Genomic DNA, 20,546 nt, shown 5'->3' with positions numbered 1-20,546 from the left:
GTGTAGTGACTGCAATGCAGAAGCTCTACCCTGATTTCCGCATCGCTTTCGTGATAACGCGCAAGCCGGTCTGGGCCATGTCGCGCCGGCCGGCTGTTTCAATAGCACACAGAGAACTATGACCACACGAAACATTGTTAACGACTATGGCCGCAGCATGCCCGCCGATGGCAAGCCGGCCTACTTCCGCCTGCACCGCTACCGCTTCCAGAAGCTGCTGGCCGCGCTGCCGCCCGCGCCCGCGCGCGTGCTTGAGATCGGCACCACGCCCGGCCAGTTCACCGAAATTCTGCGCCGCGCCGGCTACGACGTCGCCGGGGTCGATCTGTTCCCCGAGCAGCGCGCCGAGCTATGGGAACGCCTGGGTGTCGAGGTGCGCTTCTGCAACATCGACCAGGAGCCGCTGCCCTACGCCGACGGCTCGTTCGACGCGGTGGTGTTTTCCGAGGTGATCGAGCATCTGGTGGCTTCGCCGCTGCCCGCGCTGCGCGAAATGGCGCGCGTGCTGCGCCCGGGCGGTCGGCTGATCATCACCACGCCCAACCAGCACTACATCAAAAGTCGCCTGAAAACGCTGTTCGACGTGGTGCTTGGCCGCCCGTTCGAGTCCTTCAAGGAGTTCGAGCGCGCCATGCAGCTCGACGGCCCGCAGCGCTACTACAACCACAGCCGCCTCTACACCCTGCAAGAGCTGAGCTGGCTGGTTGCCCACAGTGGCCTGGAGGTCGCGCTGGCCCGCCACGCCGATGCCTGGGAGCAGGTGGGCGTTGAAAAGGGCCGCGTGCTGCGCCACCCGCTGCGCGTGGGCGTGAAGGCCGGCCTGTGGCTGCTCACCGCCGCCTTTCCGCGCTGGCGCTCGATGCTGCTGGTGGTGGGAAGAAAAAGCGCCGCCGCCAGTCAATGAGCGAAGAAACCTTGTCGCCTGTGCAGCGCCGGCCGCAGGTGCCCACGCGGCTGCGCGCATGGCTCATGGGGCGCGACCGTGGGGCGCTGGCGATTCTCCTGCTGTTCGTGCTGCTCCTGCCGATCAGCCTGCCCCGCATCTACGCCACCGACGAGGTACAATACTACGCCTACCTGCGCTCATTCTACTTCGACGGCGATCTCGATTTCCGCAACGAGTACGAGCATTTCGCGCAGCTTGGCGAGCAGCAAAGCCCGCCCGACCCTGCCGTTCGCAACGCGCTCCTCCGCGAAGACGCGCTCAACCCCAACCCGCGCACCGGCAAGCTGCGCAACGTCGCGCCAATCGGCTCGGCAATTTTGTGGTCGCCCGGCTTTGTGCTGGCCGATGCTGGCGTGCTGCTTGCGCGCGCGCTGGGCGGCAGCGTGGCCCGCGATGGCTACTCGCGCCCGTACATCTGGGCGGTGTGCTTTATGTCGGCGCTGTACGCGCTGGGCGGCTTGCTGCTAAGCTACCGGCTGGCGCGGCGCTACGCCGGCCCGTTCGCGGCGGCGCTGGCGACCGTGGGCGTCTGGCTGGCCTCGCCGCTGCTGATGTACACCTACATCCTCATGCCCTGGTCGCACCCGGCTGGCTTTTTTCTGTTCGCGCTGGTGCTCACGCTCTGGCTCGCAATCCGCGACCGCGCGGCCACTGGTGCGCCAACGTTGCGCCTGTGGGCGCTGCTGGGCCTCGCCGCCGGCCTGATGACGATCACCCGCGAGCAGCTTGGCTTGCTGCTGCTCATCCCTGCCGTCGATGCGCTTGTAAATTATGTCCAGCTGTTTCGGCGGCGCGAGTGGGCCGCGGCGCGCGCGCTCGTGCTGCGCCACACGGTATTTCTGGCGCTGTTTGTGCTGGCGCTGCTGCCGCAACTACTGGTCTATCAAGTGCTGAACGGCCAGCCCGCGCCCTCGGCCACGGTGGGCGGCAAGCTGGTGTGGTGCAGCCCGCACTTCATCGACACGCTGGTCGATTTCGATCCGCGCCCCAGCCCGTTCTGCCCGCTGCCCGGCGACATCTCGGCGAACTTTCCGCCTTTCGCGCACGGCGCATTCCTGTGGGCGCCGATCCTCGTGCCGGGGCTGCTTGGCCTGGTGCTGCTGGCCCGCCGCGACCGGCGGCTGGCGCTCTTGCTCCTGCTGGGCTTTGTGGCGCAAACCTATATCAATGGCGCGTTTGGCACCACCTGGCACCTTACGCGCTCGTTTGGCTTCCGCCGCCTGCTCGAGTGTACGCCGATCTTTGTGCTGGGCTTAGCTGCGCTGATCGAGTGGTGGGGAACACGCGGCCGGCGCGCGCTGCCGGTGGCGCTGGTGACATTCCTGATCTACTGGAACATCGCGCTGATCGCACAGTGGACCTTTGTGCGCCCCGAGCTGCGCAACGGCCTGATCTGGGATGGCATGCTCCATGCCCAGTTCGTCGAGGTTCCCGGCCGCGTCGTTGGCAAGCTCGACGATGTGCTGTTCCATCGCTGCCGGCTGGCCAGCAACAAAACCTGCTAGTGGCGGCCTGACAACCAACCGCCGACGACGGGAATATTCACCACAGAGACACAGAGGCACGGAGATTACTCGGTTGCAGGTTGCAGGTTTTAGGTTGCAAGTTCGTGCATCCCGCTTCCTGCCGTCTGCCGCCTGCCGCCTGCCGCCTGCCACCTGCCGCCTGCCGCCTGCCGCCTGCCACCTGCCGCCTGCCACCTGCCGCCTGCCGCCTGCCGACTGCCACCTGCTGACTGCCACCTGCTGACTGTCGACTTCCGGCGCTCCCCTTCACCCTCACTCACTCGCCCCGCATCACCACGCGCCCGCCCTCAAGCCGCTCGACCTGCGCCAGCGTTGCGATTGGGATGCCGAGATCGGCCAGGGCGCTGCGGCCATGCTGGAATATTTTTTCGACCAGAAAGCCCGCCGCCACCACGGTTGCGCCCGCGTCGGCCACAATTTCGGCCAGCGCCAGCGCGGTGCGTCCGTTCGCCAGGAAATCATCGACCAGCGCGACGCGCATGCCCGCCTGCAAATAGCGCCCCGAGATCGCGAGCTTGGTTTCGCCGCCCTTGGTGGGCGAAGGCACAATCCGCGAGAGCGCCGGCGTTTCAACCACTGGCGCGTATTTCTTCGCGTACACCAGCGGCAGATCGAGTGCCAGCGCCACCGCCAGCGCGGGCGCAATGCCGCTGGCCTCGGCGGTGAGCACCAGCGTCGGCGCGAAGGGCTGCAAGCGCGCGGCCAGCGCATTGCCCATTGCCGTCATAAAGGCCGGCTCGATGCGATGGTTCAGGAAATGGTCGATCTTCAGAATGCGGTCGTCCACCACTGTCGCTTCTTCCGCGATGCGCCGCACCAGCGGCTCAAACGGTGCGTCGATGGCAGGAATTTCAGCGCCCATGGGCTCCTCGTCTTCATAGTCAACCGCACAGTTGGCGGTCTGTCAATCAGGGTCAGGCGCGGCGCATGATACCGAAAAGCGCGCATCTGCACAAGCCGGCCAAATTTCGGCAAAATTTAACACGCCCCTCATTTGTAGCTCACATAGGCTGTGTATGATGAAAGAGAAACGAAAAAAAGAACAAGCACCGCCAACGAAAGGAAACGACCATGGTCGAAGAAGCAACTGGGCGTTTGCAGTGGGTGTATGCGCAGCTGGCAGCCGGCTGGCGCGTGGAAGGGCCAGTGATTGAGCGGGCGGTGTATCGCGGGCAGTATGAGCGGGCGAGCGTATTCGAGTTTGTGCTGCGCCACGAGGGCGGCTGCCAGGCAATGGCGGTGAACGACTGCCCAGAGGTGCGCAGCTTTATTCGCGAACGTCAGCTTGCCTCGATCGCGCTGTAGTGCGCTAGGCTGGCACCGTTTCGAAGAGCGAGGCGAAGCGCAGGCGCGGGTGGCGCTGGTAGTAGCGCGCCTGCTCGGCAATGCTGGCGGGGGCCAGCTCGTGCGTGGCCGCCAGAATGCGCTCGGTCGCGCGGCCCTGGCAGGCCGAAACCTGCTGCGGCGGCGCGCCATCGCAGCGCAAGCGCCGCAATTCCGATTCCCACGGCACGCTGCACGCCCCACGCGCCACCACGCCAATGATATCGGGCAGCACCGCGCTGTGGCGCAGCCAGTTCAGGCCCAGGCAGAAGGTCACGGCCGGCACGGGCGCGCGCTCAACCGCCAGCTTCAGCAGCTCGGCCTCGCGCCCTACGCTCTGCACAAACAAGGGCAGCTCGCCCCCTTGCACCGCGTCGGCGTAGCACTGCGGAACATGGAGCAGCTCGGCCAGCGCGCCCGCCAGCGGCGCCGATTGCCGATCCAGCGCGACAACGCTGGTGAAGGCCCATTCAAAGGCGGCCTGCACCTCCAGGAAGCGCCGCACGGTTGCACCGATGTCGGGGTAGGTGAAGTGAAAATCCTGAAATTCGTCGAGCCGCACGCCATCATCTTGCGCGGCGCCGAGGTAGACGACCCCATGCTCAGCATAAAGTCGGTCTTTCGCCCAGCGTAGCTGCCCGACCTCGCGATGCCGGTCGATGGCGCGAATCGCCTCAATCACCTGCGCCTGCGCCCGGGGTTGGGTCGCCACCTGCAGGGCCTGGCCAAACGCTTCAAGCGCCGAGTCATAATTTCCCAGCCGCATATGGCAGTTGCCGGCCAAGCTATGCACTTCCCAATCGTCGGGGAACAAGCGCAGCGGCACCTGCAGGTTCAGCAGGGCAGCGGCGTAGTTGCCCTTCAGAAAGGCGATGGTGCCGATCTCAAAGGTGCAGGCGGCGTCGCCGGGGCGCTGCTCAAGGCAGCGTTCGAACTCCGTCTGCGCTTCGTCGTAGCGGCCAAGCGCAATCAGCACGCAGCCCAGGTTGAAGTGGGAAAGGAAATCGCCGTCGAGGGCAACCACCGCGCGAAATTCGTCGGCGGCTTTGGCGAGCAGGCCGTTGCGCTGGTAGTAGCTGCCCAGCGCGTCGTGGGCTTCGCGCAGGTGTGGGTCGCGCGCGATGGCCCGCCGGTACTCTTCAACTGCCTCGCTCACCCGATGAGCGCGCTCGAGCTGGATGCCGCGTTGGAAGTGGATGATCGCTTCCTCGCGCTGGTACTCATCGAGCATGACCGCTTCTCCAATGCATCGAACATTGCCGGGCCGCGCCTGCCTGCCAGCACGGCGCTGCTGTTTTCTTCCGCTCGTATGCTGCCCGACAACGATTGCGCCCGGTATTATAGCACATGCACTCCGGCCTGCGCCAAAACTGCCCGCTGCGCCGCCAGCAACTGCGCGATCCCGCCATCCACAAGATCGAGCAGGCCATTCAGCTCGGCGCGCGAAATGGCGCGTCCTTCTGCCGTACACTGCACTTCCACCACGCCGCCCGCGCCAGTCTGCACCACGTTGCAATCCAGCTCGGCGGTGCTGTCCTCGCTATAGTCGAGATCGAGCAGCGCCGCGCCGCCGACATAGCCCGCGCTCACGGCGGCCACCTGCGCAACGATCGGGCTTTCGGCCAGCGCGCCACGCTCGCGCAGCCGGTGAATCGCCAGCGCCAGCGCCACAAAGCCACCAGTAATCGAAGCCGTGCGCGTGCCGCCGTCGGCCTGCAGCACATCGCAGTCGACGGTGATGGTGCGCTCGCCCAGGCGGTGCATGTCGACCGCCACGCGCAGCGAGCGCCCGATCAGGCGCTGGATTTCTTGCGTGCGACCGCTGGCGCCGTTGCGCTCGCGGCGCGTGCGCGTGCCGGTTGCGCGTGGCAGCAGCGAGTATTCGCCCGTCACCCAGCCCTGCTGGCGGCCGCGCAGCCAGGGCGGCACATTTTCCTCGACGCTGGCGGCGCACAGCACGCGCGTGCCGCCCATCTCGATCAGCGCCGAGCCCTCGGCATAGCCAAATGTGTCGAGCGTAATCGTCAGTGGGCGCAGATCGGCCGGCGCACGGCCATCGGTGCGGGTCATACAATCTCCTTGTGTTCACGGTAGCGCGGCTGGATTATAGAAACAAGCCGGCGCGGAGTCAACCTGGCGCGCTTTCAGCGTGGAGTTTCGGGGTTAGGGATTGTGACACGCAACAAGGCTTTTCCCTGCCCGAAAACCTCACTTGCTGGCGAGAAGCGCGTTGGAGTGCGGAAAATGCAACTGCCCACTGCATGCTGCCAACTGCAAACTGCTATAGCATGCGGTTCGGCATAATCGTAAATCGCGTGGCCCATACGGGCAAATCGTACATCGAAAATGCGCCAGGCCTTGTCAGCTTCGCGTCAGAATCGAGCAGAAAGCGGCGTGCTATAATCGAGCGCAGAATCGCGAAACGCTGGCACACAGGTTGCGATGCTGGCGGCAGTGGTTTCTGATGGAGAAGAGGTGTATTGTGCCCAAGTGGAGTGATTTCGGAAATATTTTTTCAACCCTGCGCGAAATCGATGTCAGCGCCATTCGCGACGAAGCCGAGCGGCCAGTAACAATCAGCTGCATCGGGCATAACGCCGCGCTCGACGCGATCGACCGGCTGCTGCACCAGGGGCATCAGCGCTACCAGGCCGAAGGCCCCGACCCGCTGGAGCTGATCCCGCTTGCGCGCGCCGCCGAGCGCGCCAGCACGCTGCGCAGCGCCGACATGCTGCTGCTGGGCATCGATGCGCGCACCACACTTTCGCAGGCCGAAATTGACTCATTTGGCCGGCTCGACGAGCTGAACGTGCCGTTTCTGGTCGTCGTCGTCTACGGCGACCAGATCCAGTCGGGCGGGGCGTTTCTCACGCCTGTGCTGCGCAGCCGCACTGTGAGCATTCTCGACCCGCAGGCGCTCGATGCCGCCGACCGGCTGGCCACTGCGGTGCTGGCGCGCCTGCCCGCCGAGCTGCACCTCGCCGCGGCCCGCCGCCTGCCCGGCCTGCGTGCAATCTTCGCGCGCGACCTGATTGGCACGGTGGCGTTCACCAACGCCACCTACTCGCTGGCGTCGGGCCTGCCCGAGCAGATCCCGCTGGTAAGCGTGCCCTTCGCCGCTGCCGATATTCTGGTGCTCACCAAGAATCAGGCGCTGCTGGTGTATCGCCTGGCGCTGGCCTATGGCGCCGCGCCCGATTTCCAGGCGCGCATCCGCGAAGTGCTGCCAGTCGTCGGCGGAGCTTTTCTGTGGCGGCAGGCCGCCCGCAGCCTGATCGGCCTGATCCCGGTGTGGGGTTTAGTGCCAAAAATCGCTGTAGCCTACGCCGGCACCTACACCACCGGCATCGCGGCCTGGCGCTGGTACGAAAGCGGCGACCTGGTTTCCACCGACCAGCTCAAGCGCATTTCGAGCGAGGCGATTGAGATTGGCCGCAAGCGCGCCACCGAGCTAATCGCACGCGCCCGCGCTGGCCGCATTGCCGACGGCAGCGCTGAGAAGCCCGGCGTAGTTGGCCGGATCAAGCAGCTCAATCCGTTCCGGCGCAAATCGCGTGAGCTGCCCCCATCCTAAGCACATACTCACCCGTACGCACAGAATGCGGCGCGTCTGGCCAGCCCAGTCGCGCCACTCGCGCCCGGAAGCGCGCCCGGCCAGCTAGATCTGGTCGGCTTCATCGTCTCCGCGGCGGCAATAGCCGCGCGTGCAAACCAATTTCATTCAGGAGGCACTGTGGAACGCTTTGTTATCGAAGGCGGGCATCGGCTCAACGGCACCATCACCCCAGCCGGCAACAAAAATGCGGCGCTGCCGCTGCTGGCCGCAACCCTGCTAACCGACCAGCCCGTCACTCTGCATAATCTCCCGCGCATCGGCGATGTCAGCACCAAGCTGACGCTGCTGCAAAAGCTCGGGGTGAGCGTCGAGCAAAGCCAGGACACAAGCTGGACCCTGACCGCTGCAGGCGTGGGCGATACCGAGCCCGACGCTATGCTGGCGCGGAAAATTCGCACATCCATCCTGCTGGCTGGCCCGCTGCTGGCCCGGCGCGGCGCGGTACGCCTGCCACGCCCCGGCGGCGACATGATTGGCCGGCGGCGGCTCGATACGCACTTTCTGGCCTTGCAGGGCCTGGGCGCGTCGATTGAAGTGACACCGACGGAGTACGTGCTGCGCGCCGACCGGCTGCGCGGCGCAGACCTGTTTCTCGACGAAATGAGCGTCACTGGCACCGAGCAGGCGATCATGGGCGCAGTGCTGGCCGAGGGCCAGACCACCATCTGCAACGCCGCGTCCGAGCCGCATATTCAGGATTTATGCCACTGCCTGAACCAGCTGGGCGCGCAGATCGAGGGCATTGGCACCAACATGCTCACCATCACTGGCGTGAGCGCGCTGCGCGGCGGCGAATACACCATTGGTCCCGATTTTATGGAAGTCGCCTCGTTCATTGGTCTGGCCGCCGTCACGGGCAGCGCGCTGCGCATTGCCGCCGCCCGCCCGCGTGAGCACCGCATGACGCGCATTGCATTTGGCAAGCTTGGCGTGCGCTGGACCGACGACGGCGAAGATATTGTTGTGCCGCCTGATCAGGTGCTGCAGGTGCAGGAAGACGCGCACAACGCCATTCCCAAGATCGACTCGGCACCCTGGCCCGGCTTCAACCCCGACCTGATCAGCATCGCCCTGGTGGTCGCCACGCAGGCGCGTGGCACCGTGCTTATTCACGAAAAAATGTTCGAAAGCCGCCTGTTCTTTGTCGATCGCCTGATCTCCATGGGCGCGAAGATTGTGCTGTGCGACCCGCACCGCGCCGTGGTGGTCGGCCCGAGCCCGCTCTATGGCGAGCCCGAGGGCCTGCCCAGCCCCGACATCCGCGCCGGCATGGCACTGCTGATCGCCGCGCTGTGCGCGCAGGGCCGCAGCGTCATCCACAACATCGGCCAGATCGACCGCGGCTACGAGCGGATTGAGCAGCGCCTGCAGCAGCTTGGCGCACGGATCGAACGAGTATGATACAATAGCGCGCGATCCCAACCGGATATTGACTATTTCAAGCCGCTGCGCGCTTTCTGCCCGGCGGTGTAGCGAAAAATGTGGAGACGTGTGTGGCGCCGCAGAAAGAATCTCTTGGCAACATCTTAATTGCCGACGATGAAGCCGCGACAATTAGCCTGCTCAGCGATTTGCTGAGTGAGGAGGGCTATTCCGTCGATGGCGTCGGCAGCGGCACTGCAGTGCTGGAAAAGCTGAAAGGTGAGCAACAGTATGGCCTGCTGCTCATGGATTTGCAAATGCCCGGCCTGAACGGCCTTGATCTTTTTGAGCGCCTGCGCAAAGATGGCAACGAGATCCCGGTGATCCTGATCACCGCGCACGGCACCTCGTCGGTCGCCATTCGCGCCATGCAGCTTGGCGTCTACGACTACCTGCAAAAGCCCTTCGACCTCGACGAAGTGCAGGTGGTCGTCAAGCGGCTGTTCGAGCACCAGGCGCTGGCTTCGCGTGTGCGCTCGCTTGAGCAGCGCGCCGACCTGCGCGAGCGCATGATTGGCCGCAGCCCGGCAATGAGCCAGATCTACAAGACGATTGGCCGCGTCGCCGCATCCGACGCCTCGGTGCTGGTCACCGGCGAAACCGGCACCGGCAAGGAATTAGCCGCCAACCTGATTCACCAGAACTCGGCGCGCCGCAGTGGCCCGCTCGTAAAGGTGAACTGCGCCGCCTTGCCCGAAACCCTAATCGAAAGCGAGCTGTTCGGCCACGAGAAGGGCGCCTTTACCGGCGCAGTGGCGCAGCGCAAGGGCCGCTTCGAACAGGCCCACAAAGGCACGATCTTTCTCGACGAAGTGGGCGAGATCACGCTGCCAGTGCAGAAGAAGCTGCTGCGCGTGCTGCAGGAAGGCGAGATCGAGCGCGTTGGCGGCACCGGCATCGTCAAGGTTGATGTGCGCGTGGTGGCCGCCACCAACCGCGATTTGCTCGACGAAGTGAAGCAGGGCAACTTCCGCGAAGACCTGTATTATCGCCTGAATGTCATCAACATCCATATGCCGCCCCTGCGCGAGCGCCGCGGCGACATTCCCATCCTGGTCGAGCACTTCCTCGACAAGTACCGCTACAAGCCCAGCGCGCCGCCTACCCGCATCTCCGAAGACGCGCTGGAGCGCCTGGAAAAATACGACTGGCCCGGCAATGTGCGCCAGCTCGAAAACGAGATCGAGCGCGCTGTGGTGCTCTCGCAGGGCAATGTCATCACCAGCCACGCGCTAAACCTTTCGCAGCACGGTATCCCCACGCAGATCGATCTTGCCACGCGCGTGCGCAACCGCGAGAAGCTCAGCGACGTGCTGGCCGAGATCGAGCGCGTGATGCTGTTCGAGGCGCTTCAGCAGAGTGACAGCGACGAAAAAGAAGCCGCCCAGCGCCTGGGCCTTAGCACAGCCGAGTTCAAACAGCGTCTGCAAGCCTCAAAGTAGCGCGCCACAACCAAAAGCCAGGCTGAATTTTCAGCCTGGCTTCACTATTTTCGTTGCGCCAGATAGTGTGGCACAAATCTTGCTATATATAATATTTATCAGGGCGTAATGACTGTATAGATCACCAGCGGTTGCGGGCCGCGATCGTCGCGCAGCACTACTTCCACCGAGTTCTGAGCGAGCACGCCGCGCGCCAGCGGGTCGAAACGCGGCTGGCCATCAACGTAGTAGTAATACGTCCGGCCACCAAGCGACAGCCCGCGAACGTTACTCTGCCGCGCTGTAATGCCAGGATCAAGCTCAATCAGTGGGTCGGCGGCTGCGCCATTCAAGCGCGCCAGCACGGCATCACGAACGGTCATCACATCGGCGCTGCGCGCCAGCGGCACGGGCGTCGGCACCGACACAACCAGCGTCATCACGAGTGCAGCAAGAACAACGCCAAGGAGCGCGAACAGGCCCCAGAACAAGCGTGGACCGAAACGTAGCGTCGGGACGGAAAGCGATTGTGGTTGGGCAATTCCGTGGGCGGGTGCGTTGATCATTACAAGGCCCTCCTGAGATAATGTTCTACTCAGTGTCTCAGCAGTTTATGTGCCATCAGCGCTAGTGTATACGCGAGTGTCGTAGAAGGCGATTAGCGCACCCTCATAATTGGCTCAACAAACGTATCAGCTATTATGACGTAGAAACTAGGTCTGAGGTTTCATTATGATGGACATGAGCATGGGCATGAATCTGCTGCCCCAGCAGCAGATGAAAGCATCGCCCGCACTGATTGCGCTCAACAATATGCTGGTGCTCTCCACGCAAGAGTTGCAGCAGCTTGTGCAAACTGAACTGGCCGATAATCCCGCGCTTGAGCAGGCCGAAAGCGACGAGGCGCTGTGCAGCCGCTGTGGCCGCCCGCTCAGCGGCGCAACCTGCATCTACTGCCTTCACGAAGACATGAAACTCGCCGAAGCCGAGCGCGACGACTCCAGCGCCGCCCCCTCCGACGACGAGTTCGACCCGCTGCTGGCGATTGCCGCGCCCTCGACCCTGCGCGAGTCGCTTGAGCGCGATCTGCACATCACCCTGCCCCTGGCCGATCATGTGATCGCCGATTACCTGATTGGCTCGCTCGACGAGCACGGTTTCCTCGATGGCGATGTCGACAGCATTGCCGACATGCTCAACAGCACGCCCGAACACGTCGAGCAAGTGCTGCTGAAGCTGCAAGACCTCGCCCCCGCCGGCATTGGCGCGCGCAACGTGCAGGAATGTCTGCTCATCCAGGTCGACCGGCTTGAGCGGCAGGAAATCAGCAACCCACACATTCGCGCTATCATCCGCGACCACTGGTTCGACCTCGGCGAGCACCGCTATGGCGCTATCGCGCAGGCACTCGATATCAGCTACGACGATGTCGTGGCCGCGCGCGATTTCATGCGCCAGTATCTGCGTCCCTTCCCGCTGGAGCGCAGCAGCGACGGTTCAAGCCTGGCCGAAACCTCATTTGTGCTGCCCGATGTGGTTATTCGCGAAGAAAACGGCCAGCTGATTGCCGAAGTGGTGGAATCGCGCCGCTTCTACCTGCGCCTCAACCCGCTCTACCAGGAGCTGGCCCAGTCGGCAGCGCGCCAGCAGCAGGATATTTCGGCCGAAGAGCGCGAGCACCTGAGCACCTTTGTGACGCGCGCGCGCCTGTTCCTGACCAACCTGCGCCAGCGCCGCGAAACGATTCGCCGCATCGCCGAGTTCCTGATCGACCGTCAGGAAGCGTTTCTGCGCTACGGTGTGCGCCACCTGGGCGCGCTCACCCGCGCCGAAGTGGCGGCGGCGCTGGGCGTGCACGAATCGACGGTGAGCCGCGCCACCGCGAACAAATACGTGCAGATTCCGAACAAGGAAATCGTGCCGTTCAGCCACTTCTTCACCGCTTCGCTCTCGATCAAGGACGTGATTCAGGAGCTGATCGCCAACGAAAAAACCCCGCTCACCGACCAGGACATTGTCGAAATTCTGCGCGGGCGCGGCCTGGATGTGGCCCGCCGCACCGTGACGAAATATCGCGGCCAGCTGGGCATTTTGCCCTCGACCTTGCGCTAGCGCAACACTATGCACCTCCAGCGTCGTCTTATTCCTGCGGCAATTTTTGGTGCAGCAGCTGCGCTCTTGCTGGCGCGGCTGCTGTTGCGCCTGCTGGCGGCGCGGCCCGGCAACCCGGTGTTTGGCTGGTTTCTGGGCGTCACCGCACCACCAGCCTTTCTCGCTGCGCTGATGGATGCTGGGCAGCCGCGCTTTGGCGCAACGCTCGAATTTTCAACCCTGGCACTCATGCTGCTCTGTATCATCCTGGGGGTAGGGTTTGCCCGGCTTCGGCGCCGCTAACGCGCCAGACAGGAGAACGATATGGACCCAACACTTCGCAACCTTGCGACGACGCTGTTGCTGATTATGGGCGTGTGCGTGGTGATTGCGCTGGTCGGCTTATTCGCGCTGGTGCGTCGCATTCGCCGCCTGCGCCTCCCTGAGCACGCCGATTTCTTCACCACCATGCGGCATATTCCGCTGTCGCTGGTCGTGCTGCTCGATCTGCTCGACTTCGGGCTCGACATTTTTTCCGCGCCGATTATGTGGGTTGTGCTCGACCGCATGGGCCTGCCGAACCTGCGCAACAAAGCCACAATCGAGGCGCTCATTCCAATCACCAACGTCATTCCAACCTTCACCGTGAGCTGGGTTGCCGCGCGCATGTTCAACCTGGGCGCCGAGCACTGGGGCTATGCCGAGCGCTACCGCGACAATCGCCATTCACGCGACGCGCGGGCACTGCCGCCGCGACGCCGCACCATCGACATGGACGACTACCGCAACCGCTAGATTACGCTATTGACGGGCCGCACAACATGCGCTACAGTAGCGGCACGAATGCCTTCCGGGTCGCATAATGCTCACATCGAAGGAGGCCTGGCGTGGATCTGCTTCAGCTCTTAACCCTGCTTGTGATCGCCGGCATCTGTGGCGCAATTGCCCAGTGGATCGTTGCGTTCAGCCCGGGCAGCCTGATGGTCTCAATCATTGTTGGCGTGATTGGCGCCTACCTCGGCACCGCGCTGGCAACGCTCATCGGCATCCCGAACCTTCTGCCCGCGCTGCATATCGGCACGCTGTCGTTTAATTTGCTGTGGGCCTTGCTTGGCTCGATTGCCCTACTGTATGCCCTGAAGCTCCTGCGCAACAGCGGGCGCGTGCAGCTCTTCAACCGCCGCTAAAACGGCCAAAAAAGAACAGGCGCTGCGAATAACTCTCGCAGCGCCTGTTTTTGTTGGGCGTCTGTTTTTACTTCTGCGTCACTGGCGCGGCCGGCAGCGCAACATGAAACGTGCTGCCACTGGTGCTGCTGCTGACCGACAGCGAGCCACCATGCCGCTCCACAATGCTATAGCTGACCGCCAGACCCAGGCCCAGACCAGTGCGCTTGGTGGAATAAAACGGCTCGAAAATCAGCTTGGCTTCGTTCTCCGAGATCCCCGGCCCGCTGTCGATAAAATCGATCAGCACCTGCTGCACCGGGCTGCCAATTTCCTCGCTGCGCGTGCGAATAATCAGGCGCCCACCATCGGGCATGGCCTCGGCCGCATTCACAATCAGGTCGTAGAATGCCTGCTTGAGGTGGCCGCCTATCGCCAGCACACGCGGCAGCTGCGCAAACCAATCGCGCTCGATCAGCACGTGGTGCTGCTGAAGCTGCGGGGCCGCGCTGTTCAGCGCCCCATCGAGCAGGCTGTGCACCGAGCTTGGCCGCATATCCTCGGCGGCTGGCCGGTGCAGATCGAGCATACGCCGCACAATCTCGGTCATGCGGTTCACTTCCATCTGCGCCATGCTCAGCAGCCGCTCGCGCTTTTCTTCGGTGAAGGGGCGGTTCAGCAGCAGGTGCAGGGTATTGTGCAGCGCTTGCAGCGGGTTGTTAATCTCGTGCGCAATCGAGGCCGTCAGGCGCGTCATGCCCGAAAGCTTCTCCTTCTGGGCAAGTTGCTGTGCCTGGCGCTGCGCTTCGGTATTATTGCGAATAAGCAGCAGCAGGTAGCGCGCGTTGGCGTAGCGCACCACACTTGGCGCAAACGAAACCGGGATGTTGTAGCCGCTGCGCGTGTGCAGGTAGCCCTCATACTCTGGCACATTGCCAGCCAGCAGATCAGCAACCGACGGCGCAGATCGGCCGGTTCGCCCCGGCGCAATCAGCCGGTTCGGCGCGATCAGCATCAGATCAGCCTGGCTGTAGCCGCTCAGGCGCTCGGCCATGGCGTTTGCCAGCACAATCGTCATGCTCTTCATGTCGATCAGCAGGATCGCATCGGAAGCGGATTGGAACAGGGTGCTGTAGCGATCGGCTGCCCACGTCACGGCGGCATGGCGCTGCACTTTTTCCAGCACTGGCGCGATCAGCGTAGCCGCCGCAACCAGGTATTGCAGCTCATCCTCGCCAAACGAGAGCGGGCGCGTCACAATCTCGATTGCGCCATACACCGAGGCATCGGTTTTTAGCGCCGCACAGCACAGCACCCGGTCGCGCTGCGATGCCAGCTGCTGCTCCCACGCGGCCAGCTCGCGCTGATTGGAAGGCTGGCGCATCCGCGGGATGCCATCGGCCAGCACCTGCCCAACCAGGCCAGGGTCGTCGTGCAGAATATCGACGTTGAGGTCGGATTGCGATTCGCGATTCAGCGCCACAATCGAGTTGATACCCGGCGAGTCGCTTTCGCGCAGGAACAGGTAGCCGCGCGCCTCGGGCAATGTCTCGCTCAGGTGCGCAACCACAATCTGCTCAACTTCGCGCGCAGTATTCACCGCCAGCAAGGCATTGCTGAGGTTATACAGGCGCACCAGGAACTGCGTGCGGCGGTGCGCATGGAGCTGGCTCTGCACGAAATCAAGCACCCAGGCCGCCTGATAAGTCAGTTCGACCATTTCATCAAGGTCGTCGCTGGTGTAGGCCGGCTGATCGCAGCGCCGCGCCGCCGTCAGCACGCCAAGCACCCGGCCACGCACGGCAAGCGGCGCACACATGCCTGCGCACAGCGCCGCGTTACGCCAGCTATTTTGCATGTCGAAGGGCAGCGCGACCTCAGGCTCCAGCAGCAGCGGCTCCATATGGCGAATAACCCAGCCCGACAGGCTATCGTACAGCAGGGCGGTTCGTTCGCCCGGCAGCGCAAACGGAAAACCCTCGGAAGCCACCACATTAATAAAGTCGCTGCCATCATTCCACAGCATCAGCGAAACACGGTCAGCCGTAAAGCGCGCCAGAATGATCCGCACGATCTGCTGATACAGATGCTGCAAATCGCTTTCGACCGTTGCGCGGACGCTGCTGCCAGGCGCGTGGATCACCTGGCCAAGCAGGCTGTTCTGCTGCTGCGCCGTGGTCGCTTCAACCATTTCACGCAGTTGCTCGGCGCTCCATGGGCGGCTCAGCAAGCCCGGCCCGCCATCGCGTACCGAGGTCTCAACAATATCGGGCAGCAGGTTACAACCCACCACAATCACCGATGCGGGCGACACTTGGCGATACAGCTGCGCCAGCACGTTCACACTCTGCGGCCCGGCCGTGTTTGGATCAATAATGAGCAGCTCGAAACTGCGCCGCGACAGGGCAAGCGGAACCTGCGTGCTGCGCGTGCAGATTTCAGTCGAAAAGCCCATTTCGCTCAGCACCGTCTGGTACAGCGAATGGGAAGGCTCGTCGCTATCGATTACCAGCGCCCAGCCGGCCTGTGTTTCCATGCCAATGCTCCATCACCATCAGCTATGTCGGCGGCGCAGTTCGGCCCAGATCTCTTCGAGCGAGACATGCTGCTCCGCCAGAAGCACCAGGGTATGATACAGCAGATCGGCCACTTCCCACCGCAACTCTTCCGCTGAGGCATTTTTCGCGGCGATAATAACTTCCGCCGCTTCCTCACCGATCTTCTTGCCAATCCGATCCACGCCACCCTTCAGCAGCTTGGTCGTATATGATCCTTCGGGGAGATCGACGGCGCGCTGGACGATCAAGTCACTGAGCTGCGTCACAATCGTGCTGGAAGGGATACGCTCGTTACGCTCTGAACCGTCGAGGCTTTGGAAAAAGCAACTGTCAGCACCAGTGTGGCAGGTTGGGCCAGCCGGCTCGGCCAGCACCAGCAGGGCATCGCCATCGCAATCCTGCCGTATCTCCACGACGCGCAGGAAGTTGCCCGATGTCTCGCCCTTGGTCCAGAGCGATTGACGGCTGCGGCTCCAGAATGTCACCTGTTGCGTCGCGGTGGTCTGGCGCAGAGCTTCTTCGCTCATATAGCCGAGCATCAGCACTTCGCCGCTGCGGGCGTGCTGCACAATCGCGGGAATCAAACCTTGCGAATCGAATTTCACGCTGCCATTCTTTCTTGGTAATTCAGTCAGTCCGTGTTGCTGCCGCCATTTTAGTGGCGGAAGTGCCGCCGGCCAGTAAACACCATCGCCAGCCCAAGCCGGTCTGCCGCCGCAATCACATCAGCGTCGCGCACCGAGCCGCCCGGCTGAATAATCGCCGTTGCGCCAGCCGCCGCAGCGGCTTCCACACTATCGGGGAAGGGAAACAGCGCGTCGCTCGCCAGCGCCGAGCCCGCCAGCGAAAGGCCGGCATTCTGCGCCTTCCAGATCGCCAGGCGCGAGCTGTCGACGCGGCTCATCTGCCCGGCGCCAATGCCCAGCGTGCGGTCGGCAGCCGCGAACACAATCGCGTTCGACTTGACATGCTTCACTACGCGCCAGGCGAAACGCAGCGCGCGCAACTCGTCGTCGCTGGGGGCACGCTGCGTCACCACCTGCAGCGGCTCGCCAGCCAGCAGCGCGCGGTCGGCCTGCTGCACCAGCACGCCGCCCGGCACGCTATGCAGCAGCGGCTGGCCGCCACTTGCTACTGGGCGCAGTGCGCGCATCAGCCGGCGATTCTTCTTGCGCAGCAGCAGCTCCAGTGCGTCATCGGCAAATTCCGGCGCAATAATGATCTCGGTGAAAATCTCATCAATCGCCTGCGCCAGTGGCAGATCGAGTGTCTGGTTCAGCGCAATGATACCGCCAAATGGTGCCTCGCGGTCGGTGGCGAAAGCATGTTCCCACGCTTCCAGCGGCGTTGTGCCAAGGCCCACCCCACAGGGGTTTGTGTGCTTCACAATCGCCAGCGCCGCGCCCTCGGCCGGTGGAAATTCCTCGATCAGCTCCTGCACGGCGGCGATGTCAAGAATATTGATATACGAAAGTTCTTTGCCGTGCAGCTGCGCAAAATACTGGCCGAAATCGCCATACAGCGCCGCCGGCTGGTGCGGGTTCTCGCCATAGCGCAGCTCTTGCTGCTTCTGAAAGGCCAGCGGCAGCGTCGCGGGGAATTGCTCGCCAGCCAGGTAGCCCGCAATCGCCGAGTCGTAGGCGGCAGTGTGGGCGAATGCGCGCGCGGCCAGCTGGCGGCGCAGCTCGGGCGTCACCGCATTGTCGCGCAGCGCAGCCAGAATGTCGGCATAATCGTCGGGCCGCACCACCACCAGCACATCCTGATGGTTCTTTGCCGCCGCGCGCACCATTGCCGGGCCGCCAATATCGATCTGCTCAATCGCTTCCTCATAGGTCACGCCGGGGCGCGCAATCGTTTCGGCGAAGGGGTACAGGTTCACCACCACCAGGTCGATCAGGCCCAGCCCGTGCTCTTCCAGCGCAGCCATGTGCTCGGGCCGGTCGCGCCGGGCCAGAATACCGCTATGGACCGCTGGATGGAGCGTCTTCACGCGGCCATCGAGAATTTCCGGGAAGCCAGTGAGCTTGCTCACCGACTGAACCGCAACATTGGCCGCCCCAAGCGTGCGCGCCGTATTGCCCGTCGAGAAAATTTCCACCCCGAGCGCCTGCAAACCGGCCGCAAACTCGGCCAGGCCGCGCTTATCCGAGACACTAATCACGGCTCGCACAAAGACTCCTACAAACAATAATCGCGACTTCGCCCGTTGCGTCAGGGCAAAGTCGCGAAAAGACCGTCTTCAGAAAGAAATATACTATCAAACATGACCGCGACCATTTGCGCTAGAGGCTGCTCAACACCTGCTGCGTATGGCTGCGCAACGCGCGCAGCACCTGCGCCGAACGCTCCTGGCCAAAAGCGCGCGCGGCCGCAGCTTCAAACGTGTCGAGCGCCGCATTAATTTGATCGGGCGCAGCGGCCGACTGATCGCGAATATTGGCCCGCCCATACGAATCGTGCAGCAGCGCCTGGCCAGAAACGCCAAACGCAGCCGTCGCGATGCGATCAAGCTCGGGAAAGAGCGCCTCGGCCAGATTGATCTCGCGCTTCTGCACCAGCCCGCTTGCAAGCAGTTGCGCAATAATCTCGCAGGTGCGCATTTCGCCCAGGCCGCTGCGCTGCGCTATCTGCCCAACAGTGTTCTTAGCGTTCACCATCGTCAGAATGCGCCACTCATCCGCTTCGAGATTGATCTCGCTGCCCGTCGACGAAGGGTTGGTAACGAGCTGAGGCACCATATTCAGCGAAGGCACATACGTCTGAATTTTCGCCCATGCCTCCTGGTGCATCACGCCTTCCATAATCAGCATTTCGTTGCTTTGCGTGATGGTTGGGGCAGGAAGCGTCGCCTCATCGTGAAACTGAAACGGGCCAGAGGTAAACGTAAAAAAGGTATAAGCCGCCTCGAGCGGAGGCAGCTTATCGAGCTTGGCGCCAATAATTCGGCCGTCGCGGAAATACAGCCAGCCGTCGAAGAACTCCTGGCCGCGCTGGCCCCGCATCGAGACCGCACCCGTTTTTTTGCTGAGATCAAGAAGTTGAATAATATCAATCAGCGAGAAATCGCTCAAATCGCCTTGCAGTGCCATGATCTTCCCAACGTGTGCGCCGCGCCTGCGCGCTGTGCGTACGTACCGAGTGGCGCCAGCCGCCACCTCTTCGCATTAGAGCTTGCTAATCACAAGCTTGCTGATCGCTTTCAGCGTATCGAGCACGCCTTCACCACTGTAGGCCACTGCGCCAAAGCGCTGCCAGCCAAGGTTCACAGTCGGCGGGTTCAGGTAGCGATCCATTTCTTCAACGGTTGCGACGTTTTTCAGGTCGCGCTTATTATATTGCAAGACGATAGGAAAATCACGGAAATTCTTGCCCAGATTTTTTGTAATATTATTTGCGAGCTCGCGCAAGCTTTTCAGGTTTTCTTCCATCTTGTGCTTCTGGGAATCGGCCACAAACACCACGCCATCGGCGCCATTCAGCACCGCAGTGCGCGTGCGCTCGTACAGTACCTGCCCAGGCACCGTATAGAGATGAAAGCGCACCTGAAATTTGCGGTCTTTCGGGCCAACCGTACCAAGATCGAGCGGGAGAAAATCGAAAAAGAGCGTGCGCTCGGTCTCGGTTGCGATCGAAAGCAGATCGCCCTTTGCCTCTTTGGGAACCTGCGTGTGAATGTACTGCAAGTTGCTGGTTTTGCCACCCATACCAGGGCCATAATACACAACTTTGCAATGGATCTCACGCGTTGCAACATTGATCAGGGCCATAGATCCTCTCGCATACCCAAACGAACGCAGCGCCAGGAGGGCAGCATCACGTTCGCAAAACCGTACAGCCAGCGGCCATTAATCGCGGAACAGCAAGTCGATCGTATCTTCCATCGAGGTGCGGAACGACGAGCCAAGCACATCTTCGCGGGCCTTATGCGTCTCGCGCACGCGCTCGAGCACTTGCGCCAGCGCATCGGTGGCTTTCTTTGTCAGCACCTTCACCAGGCCAATGTGCGTGCCTTTATTGAAAATAATGCACAGAATCCACTGATCTTCAACAAGTGCCAGAAAGATATTATCGCGCACGCCCTGGGTGAACATACTGCGGAAATCTTTTTCGCGCAGCAGCTTGGCCACTTCGCGCGAAGACGCGAAGGTGCCCGCGATCAATGCGCCAAGGGCAGTAATATCCTGCCGGTTGGCATCGCCCTGGCTGGCAATCACCTGGCCGCTTTTATCGAGCAGCAAAACATAGTTGCCGCTCGTATCTTCAACCAGTCGCGCCAGGCATTCCTCGATCTGGCGAATTTCCTCGATTGGTACAATCTGGCTTGTGAGCTGTGGATCCATGTAATCCTACCTTGTTGTGTGGGCTGGCGCCCGGGGGCCTCTCAGGGTAGCGAAGTATTATAGCACACCGGCCACGCAGAAAACCACCAACACGACTGTGTACGACTCAGGCCAATACATGCCCCAGCAGACGT

The 20,546-nt window shown here is 62.6% G+C and carries 20 protein-coding genes; 10 read left to right on the top strand and 10 right to left on the bottom strand.

Features of this window, described 5'->3' with window-relative positions; all coding sequences use genetic code 11:
* Positions 1-118: 118 nt before the first annotated feature.
* Both M1P90_RS00705 and M1P90_RS00700 read left to right on the top strand, forming a co-directional pair.
* A complete protein-coding gene (locus M1P90_RS00705) occupies positions 119-904 on the top strand; it encodes a class I SAM-dependent methyltransferase (RefSeq protein WP_483700700.1) in 786 nt (261 codons plus the stop codon).
* Positions 823-2,451 (top strand): glycosyltransferase family protein, encoded by a 1,629-nt coding sequence (locus tag M1P90_RS00700; RefSeq protein ID WP_483700698.1) that lies wholly within the window; start codon positions 823-825, stop codon positions 2,449-2,451. Before M1P90_RS00705 ends, M1P90_RS00700 begins: the two co-directional genes overlap by 82 nt.
* 277 nt (positions 2,452-2,728) lie before the next feature.
* Here M1P90_RS00700 and xpt read toward each other — a convergent pair whose 3' ends face one another.
* Positions 2,729-3,334: a xanthine phosphoribosyltransferase gene (gene xpt / locus M1P90_RS00695; protein ID WP_483700697.1), complete on the bottom strand. Its 606-nt coding sequence runs from the start codon at positions 3,332-3,334 to the stop codon at positions 2,729-2,731.
* Between the two features lie 209 nt (positions 3,335-3,543).
* Between xpt and M1P90_RS00690 the strand changes: the two genes are divergently transcribed.
* A complete protein-coding gene (locus tag M1P90_RS00690; protein ID WP_483700696.1) occupies positions 3,544-3,777 on the top strand; it encodes a hypothetical protein in 234 nt (77 codons plus the stop codon).
* Between the two features lie 4 nt (positions 3,778-3,781).
* Here M1P90_RS00690 and M1P90_RS00685 read toward each other — a convergent pair whose 3' ends face one another.
* Positions 3,782-5,026, bottom strand: coding sequence for a tetratricopeptide repeat protein (locus M1P90_RS00685; protein WP_483700695.1), 1,245 nt, complete (start codon positions 5,024-5,026; stop codon positions 3,782-3,784).
* 107 nt (positions 5,027-5,133) lie between these two features.
* On the bottom strand, positions 5,134-5,865 hold the full coding sequence (gene rph / locus M1P90_RS00680; protein ID WP_483700693.1) for a ribonuclease PH: 732 nt from the start codon (positions 5,863-5,865) through the stop codon (positions 5,134-5,136).
* Positions 5,866-6,277: 412 nt separating this feature from the next.
* On the opposite strand from rph, the gene M1P90_RS00675 reads away from it, so the two are divergent.
* The 3 genes from M1P90_RS00675 (at position 6,278) to M1P90_RS00665 (ending at position 10,275) form a co-directional block, all read left to right on the top strand.
* Entirely contained in the window at positions 6,278-7,369 is a 1,092-nt protein-coding gene (locus M1P90_RS00675; RefSeq protein WP_483700691.1) for a hypothetical protein, read from the top strand.
* A 159-nt stretch (positions 7,370-7,528) separates the two neighbouring features.
* A complete protein-coding gene (murA, locus tag M1P90_RS00670) occupies positions 7,529-8,812 on the top strand; it encodes a UDP-N-acetylglucosamine 1-carboxyvinyltransferase (protein ID WP_483700690.1) in 1,284 nt (427 codons plus the stop codon).
* 92 nt (positions 8,813-8,904) lie between these two features.
* Positions 8,905-10,275, top strand: a complete 1,371-nt coding sequence (locus M1P90_RS00665; protein ID WP_483700689.1) for a sigma-54-dependent transcriptional regulator — start codon at positions 8,905-8,907, stop codon at positions 10,273-10,275.
* Positions 10,276-10,373: 98 nt separating this feature from the next.
* Here M1P90_RS00665 and M1P90_RS00660 read toward each other — a convergent pair whose 3' ends face one another.
* On the bottom strand, positions 10,374-10,820 hold the full coding sequence (locus tag M1P90_RS00660) for a hypothetical protein (protein ID WP_483700688.1): 447 nt from the start codon (positions 10,818-10,820) through the stop codon (positions 10,374-10,376).
* Between the two features lie 166 nt (positions 10,821-10,986).
* Between M1P90_RS00660 and rpoN the strand changes: the two genes are divergently transcribed.
* The 4 genes from rpoN (at position 10,987) to M1P90_RS00640 (ending at position 13,532) form a co-directional block, all read left to right on the top strand.
* Positions 10,987-12,366 carry an RNA polymerase factor sigma-54 gene (rpoN, locus tag M1P90_RS00655; RefSeq protein WP_483700687.1) on the top strand — a complete coding sequence of 460 codons (1,380 nt, stop codon included), beginning with the start codon at positions 10,987-10,989 and terminating at the stop codon, positions 12,364-12,366.
* A 9-nt stretch (positions 12,367-12,375) separates the two neighbouring features.
* Positions 12,376-12,648 carry a YggT family protein gene (locus M1P90_RS00650; protein WP_483700686.1) on the top strand — a complete coding sequence of 91 codons (273 nt, stop codon included), beginning with the start codon at positions 12,376-12,378 and terminating at the stop codon, positions 12,646-12,648.
* A 21-nt stretch (positions 12,649-12,669) separates the two neighbouring features.
* Complete coding sequence (locus M1P90_RS00645; RefSeq protein WP_483700685.1) at positions 12,670-13,140, top strand: hypothetical protein; 471 nt, start codon at positions 12,670-12,672, stop codon at positions 13,138-13,140.
* A 92-nt stretch (positions 13,141-13,232) separates the two neighbouring features.
* Complete coding sequence (locus tag M1P90_RS00640) at positions 13,233-13,532, top strand: GlsB/YeaQ/YmgE family stress response membrane protein (RefSeq protein WP_483700684.1); 300 nt, start codon at positions 13,233-13,235, stop codon at positions 13,530-13,532.
* A 67-nt stretch (positions 13,533-13,599) separates the two neighbouring features.
* Here M1P90_RS00640 and M1P90_RS00635 read toward each other — a convergent pair whose 3' ends face one another.
* The 6 genes from M1P90_RS00635 to M1P90_RS00610 form a co-directional block, all read right to left on the bottom strand.
* Positions 13,600-16,047 carry an ATP-binding protein gene (locus M1P90_RS00635; RefSeq protein WP_483700683.1) on the bottom strand — a complete coding sequence of 816 codons (2,448 nt, stop codon included), beginning with the start codon at positions 16,045-16,047 and terminating at the stop codon, positions 13,600-13,602.
* A gap of 18 nt (positions 16,048-16,065) precedes the next feature.
* Positions 16,066-16,704: a bifunctional phosphoribosyl-AMP cyclohydrolase/phosphoribosyl-ATP diphosphatase HisIE gene (gene hisIE / locus M1P90_RS00630; RefSeq protein WP_483704731.1), complete on the bottom strand. Its 639-nt coding sequence runs from the start codon at positions 16,702-16,704 to the stop codon at positions 16,066-16,068.
* Positions 16,705-16,724: 20 nt separating this feature from the next.
* Positions 16,725-18,242 (bottom strand): bifunctional phosphoribosylaminoimidazolecarboxamide formyltransferase/IMP cyclohydrolase, encoded by a 1,518-nt coding sequence (purH, locus tag M1P90_RS00625; RefSeq protein WP_483700682.1) that lies wholly within the window; start codon positions 18,240-18,242, stop codon positions 16,725-16,727.
* A 112-nt stretch (positions 18,243-18,354) separates the two neighbouring features.
* The gene (locus M1P90_RS00620; protein WP_483700681.1) at positions 18,355-19,161 is read right to left on the bottom strand and encodes a DUF4388 domain-containing protein; all 807 of its coding nucleotides are present in this window, start codon (positions 19,159-19,161) and stop codon (positions 18,355-18,357) included.
* A 75-nt stretch (positions 19,162-19,236) separates the two neighbouring features.
* On the bottom strand, positions 19,237-19,839 hold the full coding sequence (locus tag M1P90_RS00615) for a GTP-binding protein (protein ID WP_483700680.1): 603 nt from the start codon (positions 19,837-19,839) through the stop codon (positions 19,237-19,239).
* Positions 19,840-19,917: 78 nt separating this feature from the next.
* On the bottom strand, positions 19,918-20,412 hold the full coding sequence (locus tag M1P90_RS00610; RefSeq protein ID WP_483700679.1) for a roadblock/LC7 domain-containing protein: 495 nt from the start codon (positions 20,410-20,412) through the stop codon (positions 19,918-19,920).
* Positions 20,413-20,546: the final 134 nt, after the last annotated feature.

Source organism: Kouleothrix sp. 19917, from assembly GCF_057073505.1.
This window is presented reverse-complemented; position numbering and strand designations above follow the sequence as displayed.

Bases quoted from the DNA above. Each gene is read 5' to 3' on its own strand.
- xpt (WP_483700697.1), bottom strand. From the start codon at position 3,334: ATGGGCGCTGAAATTCCTGCCATCGACGCACCGTTTGAGCCGCTGGTG.
- M1P90_RS00645 (WP_483700685.1), top strand. From the start codon at position 12,670: ATGGACCCAACACTTCGCAACCTTGCGACGACGCTGTTGCTGATTATG.
- M1P90_RS00660 (WP_483700688.1), bottom strand. From the start codon at position 10,820: ATGATCAACGCACCCGCCCACGGAATTGCCCAACCACAATCGCTTTCC.
- M1P90_RS00635 (WP_483700683.1), bottom strand. From the start codon at position 16,047: ATGGAAACACAGGCCGGCTGGGCGCTGGTAATCGATAGCGACGAGCCT.
- M1P90_RS00615 (WP_483700680.1), bottom strand. From the start codon at position 19,839: ATGGCCCTGATCAATGTTGCAACGCGTGAGATCCATTGCAAAGTTGTG.
- rpoN (WP_483700687.1), top strand. From the start codon at position 10,987: ATGATGGACATGAGCATGGGCATGAATCTGCTGCCCCAGCAGCAGATG.
- rph (WP_483700693.1), bottom strand. From the start codon at position 5,865: ATGACCCGCACCGATGGCCGTGCGCCGGCCGATCTGCGCCCACTGACG.
- M1P90_RS00685 (WP_483700695.1), bottom strand. From the start codon at position 5,026: ATGCTCGATGAGTACCAGCGCGAGGAAGCGATCATCCACTTCCAACGC.
- M1P90_RS00610 (WP_483700679.1), bottom strand. From the start codon at position 20,412: ATGGATCCACAGCTCACAAGCCAGATTGTACCAATCGAGGAAATTCGC.
- M1P90_RS00620 (WP_483700681.1), bottom strand. From the start codon at position 19,161: ATGGCACTGCAAGGCGATTTGAGCGATTTCTCGCTGATTGATATTATT.
- M1P90_RS00650 (WP_483700686.1), top strand. From the start codon at position 12,376: ATGCACCTCCAGCGTCGTCTTATTCCTGCGGCAATTTTTGGTGCAGCA.
- M1P90_RS00705 (WP_483700700.1), top strand. From the start codon at position 119: ATGACCACACGAAACATTGTTAACGACTATGGCCGCAGCATGCCCGCC.
- M1P90_RS00690 (WP_483700696.1), top strand. From the start codon at position 3,544: ATGGTCGAAGAAGCAACTGGGCGTTTGCAGTGGGTGTATGCGCAGCTG.